Genomic DNA, 20,285 nt, shown 5'->3' with positions numbered 1-20,285 from the left:
CGGCCGGGTTCGATGCGGAAGCGGGGGCGGCCCCCGCCTCTCAGAAGACGAAACGGGACGGTTCGGGGGCGTTCGCCAGCGGTGGTACGAGGGTCTCGAACAGTACCTCATCGGTCCACTGGTTCTCACCCACCCGGGTGATGAGACGGGCTTCCATGACCGGCTCGCTGCCCACCACCACGAACATCCGGCCCCCCGGGCGCAGCTGTTCGCGCAGGCTGTCGGGCACGGATGCCAGGGCGCCGCCGATCAGGATGGCGTCGTAGGGGGCGTGGCGCGGCCAGCCGGCGGCGGCATCCCCGCTCTCCACCGTGACATTGCCCACGCCGATGGCGGCCAGGTTGTGGCTGGCCAGCTCGGCCAGCTCCGGCAGGATTTCCACGCTGTAGACATGATGGGCCAGCCGGGCGAGCAGGGCGGTCAGGTAGCCGCTGCCGGTGCCCACCTCCAGCACCCGGTCCGCCGCCCGGACATCCAGGCTCTGCAGGGCGCGGGCCTGGGTTCGGGGCGGCAGCATGACCTGGTCGTGGCCGATGGGAAGCTCCAGGTCGGCGAACGCCAGTTCCCGGTAGGTATCCGGTACGAACGCCTCCCTGGGGACGCTGCCGAGCAGGTCCAGCACCCGCTGATCCAGGACCTCCCAGGGACGTACCTGCTGCTCCACCATGTTGAAACGGGCGCGCTCCATATCCATCGTGTCTTCACCTTCATTGTCGGAGGGGGGCACGGAACTGCCGGCTCAATCCGTATGTGCGTGCCAACCCGTTGTGTCCGCGGAGTATTCGGTGTTGCCTCGGTTCCTTTCCAGCCGGGCTGGGAATGCCGTCCCCCCGGTGCCCGTGCCGGTTCCCGTGGGCGCGGGCACCGGCGAGCGGCGCCGCAACGGGATTGATGCCGTGCTTCGTCAACCGGTAAAGGGTAAGAAGTTTGCTCCCGTCAGGCAAGACCGACCGGGCGGTCAGTCGCAGTTTACCGCCCCCGGGCCGGACAATGCCAGCATCGGCACGCCGGGGCAGGATAGCGGCGATTGCACGGGTCCCGGCGAATTACCTAGGGTATTGCTAGGCTTATTTGCGCCCCTCACGGCACTCCCGTATAGTTTCCCGATACCGAGTCGCCGGGGCGGCAGCGCCAAGCGCCGCTGCCGCAGCCGCAGGTATTCCAGGGCGCCGGGGTGTGGCAGTATCAGCAGTCATCACCCGGCCCGGCGGTGCGGCTGACCGCATCGTCCCGCCGCTGTCCGCGGCACCCGGTCCGGGCACTCTTCCCGCCGCCGGTTTGGTTCTTCAGCAGGGTATTCATACGCGATGAGTGTGACGCAAGACCGCATCCATCCGGAGTCCGTCCGGGTCGACGACGCCGCCATTCCCGCCTATCCCAACTCCACCCGGATCTATGTCACCGGCTCCCGTCCCGACGTCCGGGTGCCGATGCGGGAGATTCGGCTCGAGGACACCCACGCCAGTTTCGGGGCCGAGTCGAACCCCCCCGTCACCGTCTACGACACCTCCGGTCCCTACACCGATCCGCAACAGCGCATCGATCTGCGCCGGGGGCTGCCCGAAATCCGCCGCGGCTGGGTGGAGGAGCGTGGCGACACCGAGCAGCTCGAGGGGGTCACCTCCGAGTACGGCCGCCAGCGCGCCGCCGATCCGGCGCTCGCCGGGCTGCGTTTCGAGCACCGGCGCGCGCCGCGCCGGGCCCTGCCGGGCCGCAATGTCACCCAGATGCACTACGCCCGGCGCGGCATCGTCACGCCGGAGATGGAGTTCATCGCCATCCGGGAGAACCTGCGCCGCGAGCTCTACCGCGACCAGCTGGCCCGCCAGCACAAGGGCTTCGCCTGGGGCGCGGCCATACCCGAGACCATCACCCCCGATTTCGTGCGCGCGGAGGTGGCGGCGGGCCGGGCCATCATTCCGGCCAACATCAACCACACCGAGCTCGAGCCGATGATCATCGGCCGCAACTTCCTGGTGAAGATCAACGGCAACCTCGGCAACTCGGCCCTCTCCTCCAGCATCGAGGAGGAGGTGGACAAGATGGTCTGGGGCATCCGCTGGGGTGCCGACACCATCATGGACCTGTCCACCGGCAGGAACATCCACGAGACCCGGGAGTGGATCATCCGCAACAGCCCCGTGCCCATCGGCACCGTGCCCATCTACCAGGCCCTGGAGAAGGTGGGCGGGGTGGCCGAGGACCTCGACTGGGAGGTGTTCCGCGACACCCTGGTGGAACAGGCCGAGCAGGGCGTGGACTACTTCACCATCCATGCCGGGGTGCTGCTGCGCTACGTACCGCTCACCGCCGGGCGCGTCACCGGGATCGTCTCCCGCGGCGGGTCGATCATGGCCAAGTGGTGCCTGGCCCACCACCAGGAGAGTTTCCTCTATACCCATTTCGAGGAAATCTGCGAAATCATGCAGGCCTACGACGTCTCCTTCAGCCTCGGCGACGGCCTGCGACCCGGCTCCATCGCCGATGCCAACGACGCGGCCCAGTTCGCCGAGCTGGAGACGCTCGGGGAGCTGACGAAAAAGGCCTGGGAGCATGATGTCCAGGTGATGATCGAGGGCCCCGGCCACGTTCCCATGCAGATGATCAAGGAGAACATGGACAAGGAGCTGCGCGACTGCTACGAGGCGCCCTTCTATACCCTGGGGCCGCTGACCACCGACATCGCGCCCGGCTACGACCACATCACCTCGGCCATCGGCGCGGCCATGATCGGCTGGTACGGCTGCGCCATGCTCTGCTACGTCACGCCCAAGGAGCACCTGGGGCTGCCCAACCGGGAGGACGTGCGCGAGGGCATCATCACCTACAAGATCGCCGCCCACGCCGCCGATCTCGCCAAGGGCCACCCCGGCGCCCAGATCCGCGACAACGCCATGTCCAAGGCGCGGTTCGAGTTCCGCTGGGAGGACCAGTTCAATCTCGGGCTTGACCCGGAGCGTGCCCGGGAGTACCACGACGAGACGCTCCCCAAGGAGTCGGCCAAGGTGGCCCATTTCTGCTCCATGTGCGGACCGAAGTTCTGCTCCATGAAAATCTCCCAGGACGTGCGCGAGTTCGCCCGCGAGCAGGGACTGGAGGATGTGCGCTCGGCGGTGGAGCAGGGACTGCAGGAGAAATCCGAGGAGTTCCGCGCGACCGGCGGGGAGATCTATCGCAAGGTCTAGTGTACTGTTTCACTCTTGGAGGTGCTTTCGGGGGGCTCCCTGCGGGCGAGCCGCCGGCCGGCTATCTGCGGCGTTGCGCTTGCTTGAAAGGGGGCCTGCCATTCCTGCGCAAGCGCGCCTTGCATCTGACCGACCGGCGACTCGCTGAATGGGCCTCCAAGAGTGAAACAGTACACTAGCACCCATAAACCAGAAGGAGGATGGAACTGCCATGATGAGAAGCACCGCTAGAGTCGCCGTCATTGGATTGGCCCTGGGCCTGGTGGCCCCCACGCTGCAGGCGCAGCCCCCGGGCTACTATGGTCCGCCCCCCGCGCGTCAGCAGGCCGAAGGTCCGGCCGCCATACTCTCGGAGGGAATCGGCAAGGTCACGGCGTTCCTCTCCCAGGGCGGCAGCCGGGATCCGGACGCCGTGGAGGCCTTCGTCCGCAGCGAGGTGGCCCCCTACTTCGACTTCGCCTACATGGCCCGCTTCGTGGCCGGCCCGCGCTACCGTTACATGAGCGCCGAGGAGCGCAAGCAGATGGAGAAGGCCCTGGTGGGCATGTTCCTGGGCGCCATGGCCGAAAAGCTCTCCGGTTATCCCTACGGACACGTGCGCTACCTGCCCCAGCGCCGGGATCCCCGTTCCGGCGAGGTGGTGCTCGGCATCCAGGCCTACCAGCCCAACGGCCTCATGACCCAGCTCGATTTCCGCCTCTACCGCAGTCCGCAGGGTTGGAAGGTGTTCGACGTCAAGGCCAACGGCCAGAGCGCACTGGTCTACTATCGCCAGTACTTCTCGCGCTCGGCCCAGCGCCAGGGACGTCCGCAGCGTTACTGACCGTGTCCTCCGGGCGCCTTCGCGGAAAGCCGCAGGTCGCCTCTGCCGGTCCGGACAGCGGAGGCGGACCGGTAGAGGCTTCGCTGGGTGCCTGGTACGCCAATCCCCTGGCAGGGGAACCGGCGGCACGCCTGGCCGACCCCCGGGCGTCGGCGCCGGGTCCGGTTCCCGGCGACGGCTGCCTGCCCCGGGCGCTCAATGGCATGATCGGCCGCTACTGGCTGGGCCGACCGGTGGCCGCCGATTACGAGGTTTTGCTGGCCGGGGCCCGGGACGACCGCGCCCGCGCACTCGTCGAGCTGGTCTACGGCCAGCTGCTGGTCGCCCGCAAGCGTCCCGGCGCCCTGGCGCACCTCGAGGCCGGGTTCCGCCTGGCCCGTCCGTGGCTGAGCGCGCAGGAATACCTTGCCGTGATGCGCCGGCATCAGCAGCTCGGCCGCCTCTACCCGGCCGCCGGGACAGCCCCCCCGCGCACCCTGGAGGCTCTGCTCATCGAGGCGCTGACCATCGCGCGGCTGGAAGGGCCCGCACCACGTCGCAGCCGGCCCGGCAATCCGGCTGATACCACGGGTTGAACGATTCCCGGTACCGAATGAATACCTTTTCCCAACGCATTCTCAACGGCTCCTTCAGGGGCGTGCTGCGCTGGTCGCAGCTGGACGCCCTGTGGGCCCGGGTCCGGGACGGCGGCGAGTGGTACGTCTACCTGGTCGGGGAGCCACCGCCGGAGCGCGCGGAGAGCCCCGCGTCGCTGGAGCGCTTTATCACCGAGATCGATGCCCTGCTGCGGCGGGAGCACGAACACGACTACTGCGGCATCGTCTACACCGACGATGCGGATTCGCCCGGGCTCGTCAAGATCTACGATCCCCACAACCTCGGTGCCTCCTGTGGTTCGAGCGGCCTGAAGATCCTGCCCCGCTGGATTCTCAGCCGGACTCCGCCGGAGGCGCTGGAAACCCCCGAAATTCTTCCCGAGGGGCGTCGGCGCTGGTGGCGACGGCTGTTCGGCGGGGAGGCCCGGCGATGAACAAGGCCCCGGAAGAGAGGCAGCCGCCACCCGGCCCGGAAGGACTGGAGGTGGTGCGCCGGGAGGTGGTCTACCGGGGTTTTTTCCGCATGGAGCGCTACCGGCTGCGGCATGCGCTGTTCCGGGGCGGCTGGAGCCCGTTGCTGACCCGTGAGCTGTTCGAACGCGGCACCGCCGCGGCCGTCCTGCTCTTCGACCCCGCCCTGGACCGGGTGGTCCTGGTGGAGCAGTTCCGCATCGGCGCCATCCACGACCGCCGCGGACCCTGGCTGCTGGAGGTGGTGGCCGGGATCGTGGAGCCGGGCGAAACGCCGGAGGAGGTGGTCCGGCGCGAGGCGCGGGAGGAGGCCGATTGTGTCGTGACCGACCTGGTCCCCATCTGCAACTACCTGGTCAGTCCGGGCGGGACCTCCGAGCGGATCACCCTGTTCTGCGGTCGGGTGGAAGCCGCCGGCGCCGGGGGCATCCACGGCCTGCCCCACGAGGGCGAGGACATCCGCGTGGTGGCGGTCCCGCGGACCCGCGCGCTCGGCTGGATGGCAGAGGGCCTCATCGACAACGCCTCCACGCTCATCGCTCTGCAGTGGCTGGAACTCCATCGCGAGGAGTTGTTGCGGCGCTGGAGCGGGTCGGATCCGGTGTAACCCCCCCACGGTCGCCGTCGTCTCCGGCGCGCTCTGAAAGTACCTCCAGGAGTGATGGCAGTACACTAGGTGCCGCCCGGTCCAGGAAACGCTATGCTGTGAGAGCCCGGCGCGGTTCTTTCACCCGCTCGAATGGCGGAGAGTCATTCAGGGCATGGGTCGTGAGGCCTGCGCGGCAACCCGGTTCGCGCGGCCACACGGGTTGGGTTGAGAGATTCCCCAGCGCACGCAGATGCGTTCAACGACGATTCCATGAGAGTGACGCCGAAAGCCGACAACCTGGAGCAACTGCTCGGTGAGTGCGAGCGCAACTACCAGCGCCTGGCGCAGCTTGCGCCCGGGCTGGCGCAGGTCGCGGCGCCGGCACCGGCGCGGTCCGTCCGGGGGGTGGCCGGGATGGTGAGTCTCCGGGTCCTGGAGCGCGGTCCCTACACCACGCTGGTCGAACTCAGCGAGTCGGGGCCGGTTGCCTGGCTGCCGGGACCGCGGATGCGGATTCGTGTCAGCCACGACGCGCGGGTGGCGGAGGTGGTCAGCTACCAGGGCGAGACCCGGTTCGGACCCCGGTATCCCCACCCCTACCCGAACCGCGGCATGATCCGGCGTGACGAGAAGCTCCAGCTCAATCGTCTGCTGGGCGAGTGGCTGCGGCTCTGCCTGGCGCGGGGTTACCGGTTCCAGCATGAGGAACTGGTCACAGATTAGCGCCTGAAAACGCTTAAAGTCTGACCAGGCCGACGCGTTCGTACAGGGGCGAAGGCACCACGCGGGGAAGGGCAAGACAATCCTCATGGGTATGCGACTGCTGCAGATCACCGACACGCACCTGTTTTCGAATGGTGGCGAGACGCTGTTGGGGCTGGATACGGGGGCCAGCTTCCAGTCGGTGGTGGATCTGGCCTGTCGCGAATTCCCCGCTCCCGACGCCGTGCTCGCCACCGGCGACCTGGCCCAGGACGCCTCGCTCCCCGCCTACCGGGACCTGGCCGCGGGGCTGGAGCGGATCGGCGCGCCGGTCTACTGGATACCCGGCAACCACGACGATCAGTCCGTCGCCGCAGCCGCCCTCTCCGATCCCTTCTTCCGCCCCGAGCGGAGCTTCCTCCTGGGGCGCTGGCAGGTGGTGCTGCTCGACTCCGCCGTGCCGGGTCACGTGGGCGGACGGGTCTCCGAGCGGGAGCTGGAGCGGCTGGAGCGCTGCCTGGCGGCGCATCCCGGGCACCATGCCCTGGTCACGCTCCATCACCAGCCCGTTCCGGTGGGCAGTCGCTGGCTCGATGCGCTCGGACTCGACAATGCCGAGGCGCTGTTCGGGGTGCTGGACCGTCACGCCAACGTGCGCGTGCTGCTGTGGGGCCACGTGCACCAGGAGTACCGGGACCGGCGCGGCGGACTGGAGCTGATCTCCTCGCCCTCCACCTGCCTGCAGTTCCGTCCCGGCAGCCGCGATTTCTCCATCGACGAGGCCCACCCCGGCTTCCGCTGGCTGGAACTGCACGACGACGGCCGCTTCGACACCGGCGTGGTGCGCCTGCGCGAGTTCGTCTACATTCCCGACAAGGGCGCGGTGGGGTATTGAACAGCGGTTCTGTTGTGCAGATGAATCTGCACCTACAATGCCCCAGTCCCTCGTCCTGATGGCAATCGTGTCAATCCCGAAAAATCCCGTTAATCCTGTCCATTCCGTTCCGTCTTCGAATTCCGCGCTGTGTCCACTCCCACACCCGCCATCCTCTACATCCACGGTTTCAACTCCTCGCCCGAGTCCCACAAGGCGCGCATCCTGGTGGCGCGCATGGAGGCGCTGGGGCTGGGGGACCGGATCCGGGTGCCGGCGCTCTCCGACCGCCCGGAGCGGGCCGCCCTCCAGCTGGAGGCGGAGGTGGAACGGCTCCTGCCCGGCGGGCTGGCGCTGGTGGGCAGCTCGCTGGGGGGCTACTATGCCACCTGGCTGGCGGAGCGCCATGGCCTGCGGGCCGTACTGGTCAACCCGGCTGTGCGGCCCTACGAGCTGCTGGCCGATTACCTGGGGCCGCAGCAGAACCTCTACACCGGCGAGCGCTACGAGCTGGTGGCGGAGCACATCACGGCCCTGCGCGCCCTGGACGTGGAGCGGGTCAGCCACCCGGGGCGTTTCCTGCTGCTGCTGCAGAGCGGCGACGAGACCCTCGACTTCCGCCAGGCGTTGCGCAAGTATCCGGATTCCCCCCGGATCCTGATGGCCGGCGGATCGCACGGGTTCGAGAATTTCGAGGCCGTGGCGGAACGGGTGCTGCGCTTCTGCGGCGTGCCGCCCAATGGACTGTGACCCGCCTCCCGCGAGGGCTGTATAATGCCGCGCGGTAACGCCCGCGGGCAGCGCGCCCACCCCGTGTCCCAACCGCCGGACAACCTGCCATCGACATGACTCGCGAAGCCTACAACGCCAACGACATCGAGGTTCTGAGCGGACTCGACCCGGTGCGCAAGCGCCCGGGCATGTACACCGACACCAGCCGTCCCAACCACATGGCCCAGGAGGTCATCGACAACAGCGTGGACGAGGCGGTGGCCGGCCACGCCCGGCGCATCGACGTGACCCTCTACCAGGACGGTTCGCTGGAGGTGGTGGACGACGGCCGCGGCATGCCGGTGGACCTGCACGCGGAGGAGGGGGTGCCGGGCGTGGAGGTGATCCTCACCCGGCTGCACGCGGGCGGCAAGTTCTCCAACAAGTCCTACCGCTTCTCCGGCGGCCTGCACGGGGTGGGCGTGTCGGTGGTGAACGCGCTGTCCCGGCACCTGGAGGTGTGGGTGCGCCGGGGCGGCCAGGAGTACAACATGGCCTTCGCCAACGGCGAGAAGGTCTCCGACCTCGAGGCCATCGGCGAGGTGCCCCGGCGCCAGACCGGCACCACGGTGCGCTTCTGGCCCGATGCGAAGTTCTTCGACTCGCCCAGGTTCTCGGTGCCCCGGCTCAAGCACGTGCTGCGGGCCAAGGCGGTGCTGTGCCCGGGACTGACCGTGACCTTCCGCGACGAGGCGGCGGGAGAGCGCGAGGAGTGGTGCTACGAGGATGGCCTGCGGGCCTACCTGGAGGATGAGATCGGGGCGTCCGAGCGGCTGCCGGAGGCGCCGTTCATGGGCAGCCTGGCGGGCGAGCGCGAGGCGGTCGACTGGGCCGTCGTCTGGCTGCCCGAGGGCGGCGAGGCGGTCACCGAGAGCTACGTCAACCTCATCCCCACCGCCCAGGGCGGAACCCACGTCAACGGCCTGCGCACGGGGCTCACCGAGGCCCTGCGCGAGTTCTGCGAGTTCCGCAACCTGCTGCCGCGGGGGCTCAAGCTCGCGCCGGAGGACGTCTGGGACTCGGTCTCCTACATCCTCTCGGTGAAGCTGGCGGACCCGCAGTTCTCCGGCCAGACCAAGGAGCGGCTCTCCTCGCGGGAGTGCGCCGCGTTCGTCTCCGGCGTGGTGCGCGACGCCTTCAGTCTGTGGCTCAACCAGCACACCGAGATGGGCGAGCGCATCGCGGAGCTGGCCATCGGCAATGCCCAGCGCCGCAGCCGCGCGGGGCGCAAGGTGGTGCGTAAGAAGGTCACCCAGGGGCCGGCGCTGCCGGGCAAGCTGGCCGATTGCACGGCCCAGGACCCGGGGCGGGCCGAGCTGTTCCTGGTGGAGGGCGACTCGGCGGGCGGATCGGCCAAGCAGGCCCGGGACCGCGAGTTCCAGGCCATCATGCCGCTGCGGGGCAAGATCCTGAACACCTGGGAGGTGAACCCCGAGGAGGTGCTCGGCTCCCAGGAGGTGCATGACATCGCCGTGGCCATCGGGGTGGATCCCGGCTCCGGCGATCTGCAGGGACTGCGCTACGGCAAGGTCTGCGTGCTGGCCGACGCCGACTCCGACGGGGCCCACATCGCCACCCTGCTCTGCGCCCTGTTCCTGCGCCACTTCCGGCCGCTGGTGGAGGCCGGGCACGTCTACATCGCCATGCCCCCGCTGTACCGCATCGACGTGGCCAAGGAGGTCTACTACGCGCTGGACGAGGCGGAGAAGGAGGGGGTGATCGACCGCATCCGCGCCGAGCGCAGGAATGCGAAGATCGCCGTCACCCGCTTCAAGGGGCTGGGCGAGATGAACCCCCTGCAACTGCGTGAGACGACCCTCTCCCCCGACACCCGGCGCCTGGTGCAGCTCACGGTGGCGCCCGATGACGCCAGCGACGAGCTGATGGACATGCTGCTGGCCAAGCGCCGTTCCTCCGACCGGCGCGCGTGGCTGGAGCAGAAAGGCGACCTGGCCGAAGTGCTGTGACCGGAACCGCCAACGGGGCGGCGGGGGACGCCGGGAGAAGGCCATGACCATCGAGCTGTTCCGGGAGGATGCCTATCTGCGCGAGTGCGGGGCGACCGTGCTCGCCGCCGGCACGGAGGGCATCGTGCTCGACCGCACGGTGTTCTACCCCCGCGGCGGGGGCCAGCCCGGGGATGCGGGCTGGCTGATCCGCGCGGACGGCAGCCGGCTGGCCGTGACCGATACCCGCCGCGGCGAGAGCGGCATCCTCCATCTGCCGGAGGCGGGCGTTCCGCTGCCGGGCACCGGTGAACGGGTCACCGCGGTGCTCGACTGGGAGCGCCGCCACCGGCACATGCGCATGCATACCTGCCTGCACCTGCTCTGCAGCCTCATCCCCGCCGGCGTCACCGGCGGGGCCATCCGCGACGGCAGCGGGCGGCTCGATTTCGACCTGCCCGGTCAGTCGCTGGACCGGGAGGCGCTCACCACGGCACTGAACCGCATCGTGGCGGCGGATCACCCGGTCACCAGCCGCTGGATCGACGCAGCCGAGCTCGATGCCCGGCCCGAACTGGTGCGGACACTGTCGGTGCAGCCGCCGCGGGGCCGGGGGCGGGTGCGGCTGGTGGAGGTGGCCGGGGTCGATCTGCAGCCCTGCGGCGGCACCCACGTGGCCCGCACCGGCGAGATCGGGCCGGTGACGGTGACCCGGGTGGAGAACAAGGGGCGCAACAACCGCCGCGTCAGCGTCACCCTGGACACCCCTTGAGCGATCCACGCATCGCCGCCGGCAACGTAGTAAACTTGGGCCCGCTTTCGCCGGTGCCGATGCGCGCCGGGAAGGGTCGTCCGGCCTGGCCGAATCCCGGCCGGGCCGGAGACCGGCAATCACGCTGAGGACGGAACGCAACACCCATGGCCGATTCCATCCAGATCAACCACGAGGGCGTGGAGCACCTCCCCCTCAAGGCCTTCACCGAGAAGGCCTACCTCGACTACTCCATGTACGTCATCCTCGACCGCGCCCTGCCGCACATCGGGGACGGCCTGAAACCGGTCCAGCGCCGCATCGTCTACGCCATGTCGGAGCTGGGGCTCCGGAGCGGGGCCAAGCACAAGAAATCCGCCCGCACCGTGGGTGACGTGCTGGGCAAGTACCATCCCCACGGTGACTCGGCCTGCTACGAGGCCATGGTGCTCATGGCCCAGCCCTTCAGCTTCCGCTACCCGCTGGTGGACGGCCAGGGCAACTGGGGCTCCCAGGACGATCCCAAGTCCTTCGCCGCCATGCGCTATACCGAGGCGCGGCTGGCCCCGTTCGCCGATCTGCTGCTGGCCGAGGCGGGGCAGGGGACCGTGGACTGGGGGCCCAATTTCGACGGCACCCTGGAGGAGCCGCTGGTGCTTCCCGCCCGGGTTCCCCACCTGCTGCTCAACGGCACCACCGGCATCGCCGTGGGCATGGCCACCGACATCCCGCCCCACAACCTGCGCGAGGTGGTCGCCGCCTGCATCCGCCTGCTCGAGGATCCGGGCGCCTCGGTGTGGGACCTCTGCGAGCACATCCAGGGGCCCGACTACCCGGTGGAGGCGGAGATCATCACCCCCCGCGAGGAGTTGCAGAAGATCTACGAGACCGGCAGCGGCAGCCTGCGCATGCGCGCCCGCTGGGAGCGGGAGAACGGCGACATCCTCATCACCGCGCTGCCGCACCAGGTCTCCGGGGCCCGGGTGCTGGAGCAGATCGCCCAGCAGATGAACGCCAAGAAGCTGCCCATGGTGGCGGATCTGCGCGACGAGTCGGACCACGAGAATCCCACCCGGCTGGTGATCATCCCGCGCTCCAACCGCATCGACGTCGAGGCGCTCATGGGGCACCTGTTCGCCACCACCGATCTCGAGCGCAGCTACCGGGTCAACCTCAATGTCATCGGGCTGAACGGCCGGCCCCAGGTGAAGAACCTGCGCGACCTGCTGGGCGAGTGGCTGGAATTCCGCATCCAGACCGTCACCCGGCGCCTCCAGCACCGGCTGGAGAAGGTGCTGGCCCGGCTGCACATCCTCGACGGCCTGCTGGCGGCCTATCTGAACATCGACGAGGTGATCGCCATCATCCGCCACGAGGAGGAGCCGAAGCCGGTGCTGATGGAGCGGTTCGGCCTCACCGACATCCAGGCCGAGGCGATCCTGGAGCTGAAGCTGCGCCACCTGGCCCGGCTCGAGGAGATGAAGATCCGCGGCGAGCAGGAGGCGCTCGACAGCGAGCGCCAGTCCCTGGAGCAGACGCTCGGCTCCCATGACCTGCTCAAGGCGCTCATCCGCGACGAGCTGCTGGCCGACGCGGAGAAGTACGGCGACGGGCGCCGTTCGCCCATCGTGGCCCGGGCCGCGGCCCAGGCCATCGACGAGACCACCCTGGTGGGGGCCGAGCCGGTCACGGTGGTGCTCTCGGAGAAGGGCTGGGTGCGCGCGGGCAAGGGCCACGACCTGGATCCGGCGGGGCTCAGCTACAAGGCCGGCGACAGCTTCCTGGCCGCCGCCTGCGGCCGCAGCAACCAGCCGGCGGTGTTCCTGGACGCCAGCGGTCGCAGCTACTCCCTGCCGGCCCACACCCTGCCCTCGGCGCGGGGGCAGGGCGAGCCGCTCACCGGCCGTCTAAGCCCGCCGGACGGGGCCGCCTTCGTCGGCGTCTACATGGGCGAGCCGAAGGATCTCTACCTCATGGCTTCCGACGCCGGCTACGGCTTCGTCACCGAGCTGGGTGAGCTGATCGCCAAGAACAAGGCCGGCAAGGCCATCCTCAACCTGCCCAAGGGCGCCCGCGTGCTGCCGCCGCGGCAGGTCGCTGACCCGGCGCAGGACCTGCTGGCGGCTGTCTCCAACAACGGCCGGCTGCTGGTCTTCCCGGTGGAGGATCTGCCGCGGCTGGCCCGGGGCAAGGGCAACAGGATCATGAGCATCCCGGGCGCCAGGGTGGCGGCGCGGGAGGAGTACGTGGTGGGACTGGCGGTGATCCCGCCGGGTGGACGCCTCACCATCCACGCCGGCAAGCGCCACCTCACCCTGAAACCCGCCGACCTGGAGCACTACCGGGGCGAACGGGGGCGTCGCGGCAACAAGCTGCCCCGCGGATTCCAGCGGGTCGACCGCCTGGAATCCGACGCCACCGAGTGACGCGGTCATTACCCCTGCTGACATGGATGAGACAACGATGGCTTTGATTCGCCCCTTCACCGGACTGCGCCCCCTGCCCGAGCAGGCCGCCGCGGTCATCGCTCCTCCCTATGACGTGGTGACCGCGGTGGAGGCGCGGGCCCGCGCCGCCGGGCGGCCATGGAGCTTCCTGCATATCTCCCGGGCCGAGATCGATCTGCCGGAGGGTACCGATCCCCACGCCCCCGAAGTCTACGCCAAGGCGGCGGAGAACCTGGAGCGCATGGTCGCCGAGGGGATCCTGCACCGTGATACCCAGCCCCGCTACTGCGCCTACCGGCTGACCCGGGGCGCGCAGACGCAGACCGGCCTGGTGGCGGTGGCCTCGGTGGCGGCCTACGAATCGGGCCGCATCCGCCGGCACGAGTTCACCCGCCCGGACAAGGAGGATGACCGGGTGCGCCAGATCGAGGCGCTGCACGCCCAGACCGGACCGGTCCTGCTCACCTACCGCCAGGACGCGGCGGTGGCCGAGCTGCTGGCGGGGGTGACCGCCGAGGCGCCCGAATTCGGGGTAACGGCCGACGACAGCGTGGTGCACACCCTGTGGGTGATCCGCGACCCGGAGGTGACCGCCGCCCTGAGCTCCGCCTTCGAGGCCATGCAGTCGCTCTACATCGCCGACGGCCACCACCGTTCGGCCGCCGCCGCGCGGGTGGCCGCGAACCGGAAGGCGGCGAATCCCGCCCACGCGGGAGAGGAGAGCTACAACTATTTCCTGGCCGTGCTCTTCCCCCATGACCAGATGTGCATCCTCGACTACAACCGCGTGGTGCGCGATCTCAACGGCATGCGCCCGGAGACGTTCCTGGAGAGCCTGGCGGCGGAGTTCCGGGTGGAGCAGGAGCCGGAACCCGTGCGTCCGTCCGCGCGGGGGGAGTTCGGCCTCTACCTGGCGGCGCGCTGGTACCGTCTCACCCTCGATCCCGCCTGCATCCCGGCCGCGGATCCGGTGGGCCGCCTCGACGTGAGCCTGCTGACCGACCGGGTGCTGGAGCCGCTGCTGGGGATCGTGGACCTGCGCCGGGACCCGCGCATCGACTTCGTGGGCGGCAGCCGGGGGCTGGAGGGGCTCATGGCGCGGGTGGACAGCGGCGAGATGGCGGCCGCCTTCTCCCTCTATCCCACCTCCATGGAGGACCTGATGGCCGTGGCCGACAGCGGCCGGGTCATGCCGCCCAAGTCCACCTGGTTCGAGCCCAAGCTCGCCGACGGCCTGGTGTCGCACGTGCTGGACTGAGGCAGTGGCCAGTCGCCGGCAGCCAGCGCGTAGGTGTAGATTAATCTGCACAACAAGGCCGGTCGGAATGTCTGTTGCCTGGCCGGATGAATCCGGCCCTACGTACCGGCGACTGGCGACTGATTACCCGCTATCCCCGTGAAAGTCGTAGGCGAGCCACTGGCTCGGTTCCTGCAGGAAGTAGCCCTGGGTGAAGTCGATGCCGTTCTGCCACAACATGGCGATGCTGGAGGCTTCCTCCACCTGGGGCGCGATCACCAGCTTGCCGTGGCCATGGGCCTCTTCCACCAGGCTCTCCAGGGTTTGCTGGTTTTCCCGGGAGCGGGTGAGGTTGGCGATGAAGGAGGGGGCGAGCTTGAGGAATTCGACGTCCAGGTGCTTGAGCAGTCCGAAGGGGTTCAGGCCGGTGCCGAACTGGGTGAGCGTGATCCGGCAGTGGAGTTCCCGCAGCTGTTCGGCGAGTCGCAGCACCGGCTTGAGGTAATCGGCGGCGATCCCGGTGCCGATCTGGAACACCAGCGCGTCGCCGCCGAGGTGGGCATCCTTGAGCGCCTGGCCCAGCCAGGCGGGGAACGTCTCGTCCAGGATGGTCGCCTGGGAGAGGATGATGAAAAAGGCCGTCCTGAAACCGGAGCGGTGCTGCTCGGCAAGCACCCGGATCGCGCGCCTCATGACCCAGCGATCAAGATCGGTCATCAGGCCGATGCGCTCGGCCACCGGCAGGAACTTGCCCGCCGGAATCAGGTTGCCGTCATCGCTGCTCAGGCGCAGCAGTACCTCGTAGTACTCCCGCGCCTCGCCGTGCAGGTTGACGATGGGCTGGAACACCAGGGCATAGGCATCCTGTTCCAGGGCCTCCCGCAGCCGGGCGCCCAGCGTTTCGTCCACCCCGTCCGCACCGTCCTCCATCCGCTGCCGGTAGACGTTCACATGGCTGCCGCCGCTTCTGCCGGCGGCAGCCACGCAGGCGTTATGGGCCTGGTCCAGGGCCTCCTGGGCGGTGCAGACGTTGTCGCCCACGGGAGCGAGCCCGATGCTCACGCTCACCTGTACCGAACGGCCGGTGACATCGAAGATCTGCTCCCCGATGCTGCGCGCCAGTGTCTCGGCCTGTTCCCGGGCCCGCTCCAGGGGAACCGCCCGCAGCAGGCAGGTGAAGGCGCCGTCGGCATAGCGGGCCAGGGCGGTGCGCTCCGCGTCGAGGGTCTGCCGCAGCAGTGCCGCGATGTCGTTGAGCACGACGTCCACACCGGCCAGACCGATGCTGCGGGCTATTTCGCCGAGATTGTCGACCTCGAGGTATTGCACCACGAATCCGTCATCCGCAGCGCCCTTCGCCGCGGCGCTGATGGCGTCGTTCAGCAGTTCCAGGAAGGCGTCGCGGTTGAACAGCCCGGTAACCAGATCCTGGCGCCGTATCTCGTGCAGATGGGTATCGGCGCCGGCGTGCTCCGCACGCGGGCGGACGATGACCTGGGTGCAGGGTTCACCGTCGATGGCGGCTTCCGAAAAGTCCATGACGGCGTCGAACTCGGCACCATCGGCGCCTGCGCCGCGGTACTCGAAGCGCTGGCCGTGGCGCCCCTCGCGGGCGTGGGCGCGTAGAAACTCCTTGAACCGGGCCTGGTCCTGCCCCGCCACCAGGTCCATCATCGGCATGCCTTCCAGGTCCTCCCCGCCGTCGTAGCCGAACAGCTGCCGATAGACGGGGTTGGCGTAGAGATGGATGCCGTCGTGGATATAGGCGATGGCGTCGCGGGAGTTCTCCAGCAGGCTGCGGCAGCGCTTCTCGCTGTCACGCAGCGCCGCGCGGCAACGGCGATGTTCGCGGCGCTCGTCCAGGGCGTTCATCTCCCGCTCCACCACCAGGGCCAGCAGCTGGTTCTGGGCCGGCGACAGGGCATAGGCGGCCCCGGCCTGCAGCGACTGGACCAGGGTCAGCTCGCTGGGGTCGTCCACGAGCAATATCAGCGGGATGTCCTTCTGGCGCGACTCCAGCAGCTCGAGCACTTCGTCGACACCGGTGTCACCCACCGCCTCGCGGGCCAGAACCAGCTCCCAGCGCTGCTGCTCGAGAGCCTCCACCAGCCCCGCCCGATCGGTAATCTGGGTGGCGCGCACCGCCATGCCGGCGTTGCGCAGTGCGCTCACCTGGGCTTCGGCCTCGTTGGAGGAGTCCACCAGTACCAGCAGGCGGATGATTTCGGTGTCCTTCACGCTCGCGGCTCCATCGGTTGCAATCCCTGCGCCCCCTGCGCCGTAGTTCGTGACATCGTTCGGACCGGCCGGAAATGCCGGAACCGGACGCGGTACGCCCCGTTCCGGCGTTGCTGCCTCGCCTGCCCGCACGGCGAACACGTCCGGCCGGACGTCCGGGACCTCCGTAACAATGCAATGTTAGCGGAACGCCTGGAGGGTATCACCTTCGGCAGGGGGGCCCGCGTCAAATTCGAAGGTGAACTGTCGATAGCTGTCGCTGCCGGCAATGCCTTCGTGCAGCCGCACCCGGATGGTGAATCCTTCACGGCGCAGCTCGATCGGCTCCCCGCCGTGGTAGCCGCTGCCCGGCAGCAGCAGGCTCGCGGGCTGGCCCACGTTGCGCAGTTCGGGCAGCAGCAGCCCCTTGAGCAGGGCGGCATTCTCGCCCTGCCGCAGGCGTCTGAGCTCGAGCGGACGGGCGCCGGGGGCCAGGAGTTCCACCCCGACCGCCAGCGCCCCGTCCCGGGATTGCTGCAACCAGCGCACCACGCCCACGTACCAGCGCCGGGACAGGACCGGGTTGTCGGGGCGGCTCAGGGCGACCACTTCGCCTACCTGCAGGCCGGGTGGGCGATCACCCTCCCAGCGCAGACAGTAGCCGCCGAGGCTGACATCCAGGGTGGAACAGATACGGCCCGCGGTGCCGGTGGGCTGGCCGTCACCGCTGCGGACGGGGATTTCGCTGCGCCGCAGGACCGGGTTGCCCGCACCCCCGGAACCGGTCCCCGCGCCGCGACCGCGTCCCTGCGTCTCCTGGCGCTCCAGCAGACCATGGGTCGTGCTCAGGCCGAGCACCACCTCCAGCCGCAGCACCCGTTCCGCCCGCGGGAATCTCCGCACCGGCTGTTCACCCCAGGCATGGATGAGGTGCCGCAGCGTGGTTCCGGAGAGGGGCTGGGGCGAGGCGGTGTGCTCGCCCTGGGAGAGCAGGCGCTCCAGCCGCTGCACCAGCTCCGTGGTGTCGAGTATGCGGGTGTCCTCCCCGGGCTGGGGGTCCGTGTAGCGGTGGGTGGGCGGCAGGTCCAGCCCCAGCGTGATCTGGAACAGGCCGTCGCGCCCGTAGGGACCCTGGATCCGGGCCGAGTCAGACCATAGCCAGAGCTGTTGCTGGAGCCGTTCCAGCGTCTGGGGCCGCAGGGCATAGGGGTTGGCGAGCGCCAGCAGCAGGATGCGCTTGTAGGTGTCCTCGATGCTGGTCTCGCCGGTTCCGGGGACCATTGCGTCCTTGATCCTGGTTGCCGCGTGACCTTCCCGGGTGGCGTAGTCATAGATGCGGTGGATATCGAGCCAGGTTCGCGCGGGGAGGCGATCATAGCGTCTCCAGGCGCAGGTCAGCCGCTCGCTCAGGTGATACAGGGCGCGTTGGAGGGCGGTCGGCACCAGGATCCGATCCTGGAACAGTGAACGGCTGCCGGCCTGGGCTTCGGCCACCAGCTTGTAGCCGTCGCTGAGCTCGCGCTGGAGCGCCTGGGCCTCGGGAAGGGGTATGCCGCGGGCGGAAGGCCGCAGCGAGTCCGCCTGCAGGGTGGCGGCGATTTCCTGGGCAACGGGCCGCAGCAGCTCGAGGGCGTCGAACCGTTCCCGGGCCTCGGCCCGTTGCCGGTTGATGCCCGCGAGCCGCGCCACCAGGGGTCCTGCCGATGCGCCGGCGTCGCTCAGCGGGAGTGACTCCAGCCACGTCTGAAGGCTGCGACGCCCGAGGTCGACGCCGGTCCCGCCGTCGGTCCCGGGTGTCCACAGCCCGATGGGTCCGTTCCTGCCGTCCATGCCCGCTCCTGCCTGACCGTATCCATCCGATTATAGCGGCCGGTGGCCGCAACTCTGTGAATCAGGCACGCACAGGAAACATCTCCCGCCGGGTCCGGTGCCCGTGCGGGAGGGGTTCAGAGCGGCAGCTTCGCGGGGGCGTCCGGGCGCTCGACCACCAGGCGCGGCACGAGGTAACCGGGCAGCCGATCACGGATCCCGGTGTGCAGTTGCCGGGCCCTGTCCACCGGCACCTCGAAGTGGGCCGCGCCCGCCACCGGGTCGAGCAGGTGGAGGTAGTAGGGCAGGACGCCGGCGGCAAAGAGGGCTTCGCTCAGCTCCGCCAGGGTGTCGGTCGCGTCGTTCACGCCCCGCAGGAGCACCGCCTGGTTGAGCAGCGTGACCCCGGCTTCGCGCAGCCGGCCGAGAGCCGCGCTCACCCCGGCATCGAGCTCGCGCGGGTGGTTGCAGTGCAGGACCATGATCGGCTGCAGGCGGGTTCCGGTGAACCAGGCGATCAGCTCGGCGGTCACCCGGTCCGGGACCACCACCGGCATGCGCGTATGGATGCGCAGCCGCCGCAGGTGGGGGATGGCGGCGAGCCGCCGTGCCAGCATGGCGAGCTTCGGGTCGGGCAGGGAGAGGGGATCGCCGCCGCTGAGCAGCACCTCGTGTACCTCCGGATTCATGCCGAGCCAGTGGATGGCGGTCGACCATTCCTGGCGTGAAGGGTTGGCCTCGGCGTAGGGAAAGTGGCGGCGGAAGCAGTAGCGGCAGTGGATCGGGCAGGCGCCGGTGACCACCAGCAGGGCCCGCCCCCGGTACTTGTGCAGCAGCCCCGGTACGGGCATGGCCTTGTTCTCCCCGAGCGGATCGGCCACGTAGCCGGCCGCCGGTTCCAGCTCGGCGCCGAGGGGCAGCACCTGGCGCAGCAGCGGGTCATGGGGGTCGCCCGGGCGGATGCGGCCCAGGTAGGCTTCGGGCACCTTGAGTCCGAAGGCGGTGGCGGCGGCCCTGGCCGCCGGCAGCAGCCCCGGGTCGAGGGCGAGGCGCCGGATCAGTTCCTCCGGGTCGCCGAGGGCCTCCGCCAGCTGCTGTTGCCAGCCGCCGGTCTGCCAAGCGGGACGGGTTCGCGGTATCATTGGCGGAATTTTTTGACAGGCCGGGCCGGGCTGTGGCGAGGAAGTGGGCGAATCTTAGCGGTTCCGCCCAGCCTTTTCACTTCCTGCCGCCGGCGTCCGGCCGGACACCCGCATTCATTCGACAACCTATCGAGTAGCTCCGAACTATGGCGACTTACAGCACCAACGAGTTCAAGAACGGCCTGAAGCTGATGGTGGACGGCGAACCCTGCGCCATCGCCGAGTGCGAGTTCGTGAAGCCGGGCAAGGGCCAGGCCTTCACCCGCGTCAAGCTGCGCAACCTCAAGACCGGGCGGATCTGGGAGCGCACCTACAAGTCGGGCGAAACCCTGGAGGGCGCCGACGTGGTGGACGTGGAGATGCAGTACCTCTACTACGACGGCGAGTTCTACCACTTCATGGTGCCCGACACCTTCGAGCAGTATGCCGCCGCGCCCGATGCGGTGGGCGATGCGGCCAAGTGGCTCAAGGAGCAGGATGTCTGCACCGTGACCCTCTACAACGACGCGCCCCTGTCTGTGACCCCGCCCAACTTCGTGGTGATGAAGGTGACCGAGACCGATCCCGGTCTCAAGGGCGACACCTCCGGCGGGGGCGGCAAGCCGGCGACCCTGGAGAGCGGGGCCGTGGTCCGCGTGCCGCTGTTCGTGCAGATCGGCGAGCTGCTCAGGATCGACACCCGCACCGGCGAGTACGTCTCGCGCGCCAAGGAAGAGTAGGAGCCT

17 protein-coding genes are annotated in these 20,285 nt (G+C 69.2%); 13 read left to right on the top strand and 4 right to left on the bottom strand.

The features are described from left to right. Positions 1–40: 40 nt before the first annotated feature. Complete coding sequence (locus tag DFQ59_RS16660; RefSeq protein WP_114280859.1) at positions 41–694, bottom strand: protein-L-isoaspartate O-methyltransferase family protein; 654 nt, start codon at positions 692–694, stop codon at positions 41–43. 613 nt (positions 695–1,307) lie between these two features. Here DFQ59_RS16660 and thiC point away from each other — a divergent pair. The 12 genes from thiC (at position 1,308) to DFQ59_RS16600 (ending at position 14,413) form a co-directional block, all read left to right on the top strand. Then, the gene (thiC, locus tag DFQ59_RS16655) at positions 1,308–3,185 is read left to right on the top strand and encodes a phosphomethylpyrimidine synthase ThiC (protein WP_114280858.1); all 1,878 of its coding nucleotides are present in this window, start codon (positions 1,308–1,310) and stop codon (positions 3,183–3,185) included. A 211-nt stretch (positions 3,186–3,396) separates the two neighbouring features. After that, positions 3,397–4,008: an MlaC/ttg2D family ABC transporter substrate-binding protein gene (locus DFQ59_RS16650; RefSeq protein WP_114280857.1), complete on the top strand. Its 612-nt coding sequence runs from the start codon at positions 3,397–3,399 to the stop codon at positions 4,006–4,008. A gap of 233 nt (positions 4,009–4,241) precedes the next feature. Further along, on the top strand, positions 4,242–4,583 hold the full coding sequence (locus DFQ59_RS16645) for a hypothetical protein (RefSeq protein WP_147275279.1): 342 nt from the start codon (positions 4,242–4,244) through the stop codon (positions 4,581–4,583). A 17-nt stretch (positions 4,584–4,600) separates the two neighbouring features. Next, positions 4,601–5,038, top strand: a complete 438-nt coding sequence (locus tag DFQ59_RS16640) for a hypothetical protein (protein WP_114280855.1) — start codon at positions 4,601–4,603, stop codon at positions 5,036–5,038. Then, positions 5,035–5,682, top strand: a complete 648-nt coding sequence (gene nudF / locus DFQ59_RS16635; RefSeq protein WP_114280854.1) for an ADP-ribose diphosphatase — start codon at positions 5,035–5,037, stop codon at positions 5,680–5,682. The genes DFQ59_RS16640 and nudF overlap by 4 nt, the downstream gene beginning before the upstream one ends. A 258-nt stretch (positions 5,683–5,940) precedes the next feature. Then, a complete protein-coding gene (locus DFQ59_RS16630) occupies positions 5,941–6,387 on the top strand; it encodes a DUF1249 domain-containing protein (protein WP_211314981.1) in 447 nt (148 codons plus the stop codon). Positions 6,388–6,472: 85 nt separating this feature from the next. Continuing rightward, entirely contained in the window at positions 6,473–7,261 is a 789-nt protein-coding gene (cpdA, locus tag DFQ59_RS16625; RefSeq protein ID WP_114280852.1) for a 3',5'-cyclic-AMP phosphodiesterase, read from the top strand. Positions 7,262–7,390: 129 nt separating this feature from the next. Beyond that, on the top strand, positions 7,391–7,990 hold the full coding sequence (locus DFQ59_RS16620; RefSeq protein WP_114280851.1) for a YqiA/YcfP family alpha/beta fold hydrolase: 600 nt from the start codon (positions 7,391–7,393) through the stop codon (positions 7,988–7,990). Between the two features lie 95 nt (positions 7,991–8,085). Next, positions 8,086–9,978, top strand: a complete 1,893-nt coding sequence (gene parE / locus DFQ59_RS16615; protein WP_114280850.1) for a DNA topoisomerase IV subunit B — start codon at positions 8,086–8,088, stop codon at positions 9,976–9,978. A gap of 43 nt (positions 9,979–10,021) precedes the next feature. Next, positions 10,022–10,729: an alanyl-tRNA editing protein gene (locus tag DFQ59_RS16610; protein WP_114280849.1), complete on the top strand. Its 708-nt coding sequence runs from the start codon at positions 10,022–10,024 to the stop codon at positions 10,727–10,729. Positions 10,730–10,875: 146 nt separating this feature from the next. Further along, a complete protein-coding gene (gene parC / locus DFQ59_RS16605) occupies positions 10,876–13,134 on the top strand; it encodes a DNA topoisomerase IV subunit A (RefSeq protein WP_114280848.1) in 2,259 nt (752 codons plus the stop codon). 37 nt (positions 13,135–13,171) lie between these two features. Further along, positions 13,172–14,413: a DUF1015 domain-containing protein gene (locus DFQ59_RS16600; protein WP_114280847.1), complete on the top strand. Its 1,242-nt coding sequence runs from the start codon at positions 13,172–13,174 to the stop codon at positions 14,411–14,413. Positions 14,414–14,536: 123 nt separating this feature from the next. Here DFQ59_RS16600 and DFQ59_RS16595 read toward each other — a convergent pair whose 3' ends face one another. From DFQ59_RS16595 to epmB, 3 genes are all read right to left on the bottom strand, one after another. After that, positions 14,537–16,630: an EAL domain-containing response regulator gene (locus DFQ59_RS16595; protein WP_114280846.1), complete on the bottom strand. Its 2,094-nt coding sequence runs from the start codon at positions 16,628–16,630 to the stop codon at positions 14,537–14,539. Between the two features lie 180 nt (positions 16,631–16,810). Beyond that, positions 16,811–18,439 carry a hypothetical protein gene (locus DFQ59_RS16590; RefSeq protein ID WP_114280845.1) on the bottom strand — a complete coding sequence of 543 codons (1,629 nt, stop codon included), beginning with the start codon at positions 18,437–18,439 and terminating at the stop codon, positions 16,811–16,813. Between the two features lie 116 nt (positions 18,440–18,555). Beyond that, a complete protein-coding gene (gene epmB, locus DFQ59_RS16585; RefSeq protein ID WP_114280844.1) occupies positions 18,556–19,560 on the bottom strand; it encodes an EF-P beta-lysylation protein EpmB in 1,005 nt (334 codons plus the stop codon). A gap of 146 nt (positions 19,561–19,706) precedes the next feature. On the opposite strand from epmB, the gene efp reads away from it, so the two are divergent. Beyond that, on the top strand, positions 19,707–20,279 hold the full coding sequence (gene efp / locus DFQ59_RS16580; RefSeq protein WP_114280843.1) for an elongation factor P: 573 nt from the start codon (positions 19,707–19,709) through the stop codon (positions 20,277–20,279). The last annotated feature ends 6 nt before the right edge of the window (positions 20,280–20,285 follow it).

This window comes from Thioalbus denitrificans (assembly GCF_003337735.1).
In the GTDB taxonomy this organism is placed as follows: domain Bacteria; phylum Pseudomonadota; class Gammaproteobacteria; order DSM-26407; family DSM-26407; genus Thioalbus; species Thioalbus denitrificans.
Note: the sequence above shows the minus strand (reverse complement) of the source record. Positions and strands in the feature narration are given on the sequence as shown.

Coding starts and splice junctions, on each gene's coding strand:
- DFQ59_RS16660 (WP_114280859.1), bottom strand. CDS start 694: ATGGATATGGAGCGCGCCCGTTTCAACATGGTGGAGCAGCAGGTACGT.
- thiC (WP_114280858.1), top strand. CDS start 1,308: ATGAGTGTGACGCAAGACCGCATCCATCCGGAGTCCGTCCGGGTCGAC.
- DFQ59_RS16650 (WP_114280857.1), top strand. CDS start 3,397: ATGATGAGAAGCACCGCTAGAGTCGCCGTCATTGGATTGGCCCTGGGC.
- DFQ59_RS16640 (WP_114280855.1), top strand. CDS start 4,601: ATGAATACCTTTTCCCAACGCATTCTCAACGGCTCCTTCAGGGGCGTG.
- nudF (WP_114280854.1), top strand. CDS start 5,035: ATGAACAAGGCCCCGGAAGAGAGGCAGCCGCCACCCGGCCCGGAAGGA.
- cpdA (WP_114280852.1), top strand. CDS start 6,473: ATGGGTATGCGACTGCTGCAGATCACCGACACGCACCTGTTTTCGAAT.
- parE (WP_114280850.1), top strand. CDS start 8,086: ATGACTCGCGAAGCCTACAACGCCAACGACATCGAGGTTCTGAGCGGA.
- DFQ59_RS16610 (WP_114280849.1), top strand. CDS start 10,022: ATGACCATCGAGCTGTTCCGGGAGGATGCCTATCTGCGCGAGTGCGGG.
- parC (WP_114280848.1), top strand. CDS start 10,876: ATGGCCGATTCCATCCAGATCAACCACGAGGGCGTGGAGCACCTCCCC.
- DFQ59_RS16600 (WP_114280847.1), top strand. CDS start 13,172: ATGGCTTTGATTCGCCCCTTCACCGGACTGCGCCCCCTGCCCGAGCAG.
- DFQ59_RS16590 (WP_114280845.1), bottom strand. CDS start 18,439: ATGGACGGCAGGAACGGACCCATCGGGCTGTGGACACCCGGGACCGAC.
- epmB (WP_114280844.1), bottom strand. CDS start 19,560: ATGATACCGCGAACCCGTCCCGCTTGGCAGACCGGCGGCTGGCAACAG.
- efp (WP_114280843.1), top strand. CDS start 19,707: ATGGCGACTTACAGCACCAACGAGTTCAAGAACGGCCTGAAGCTGATG.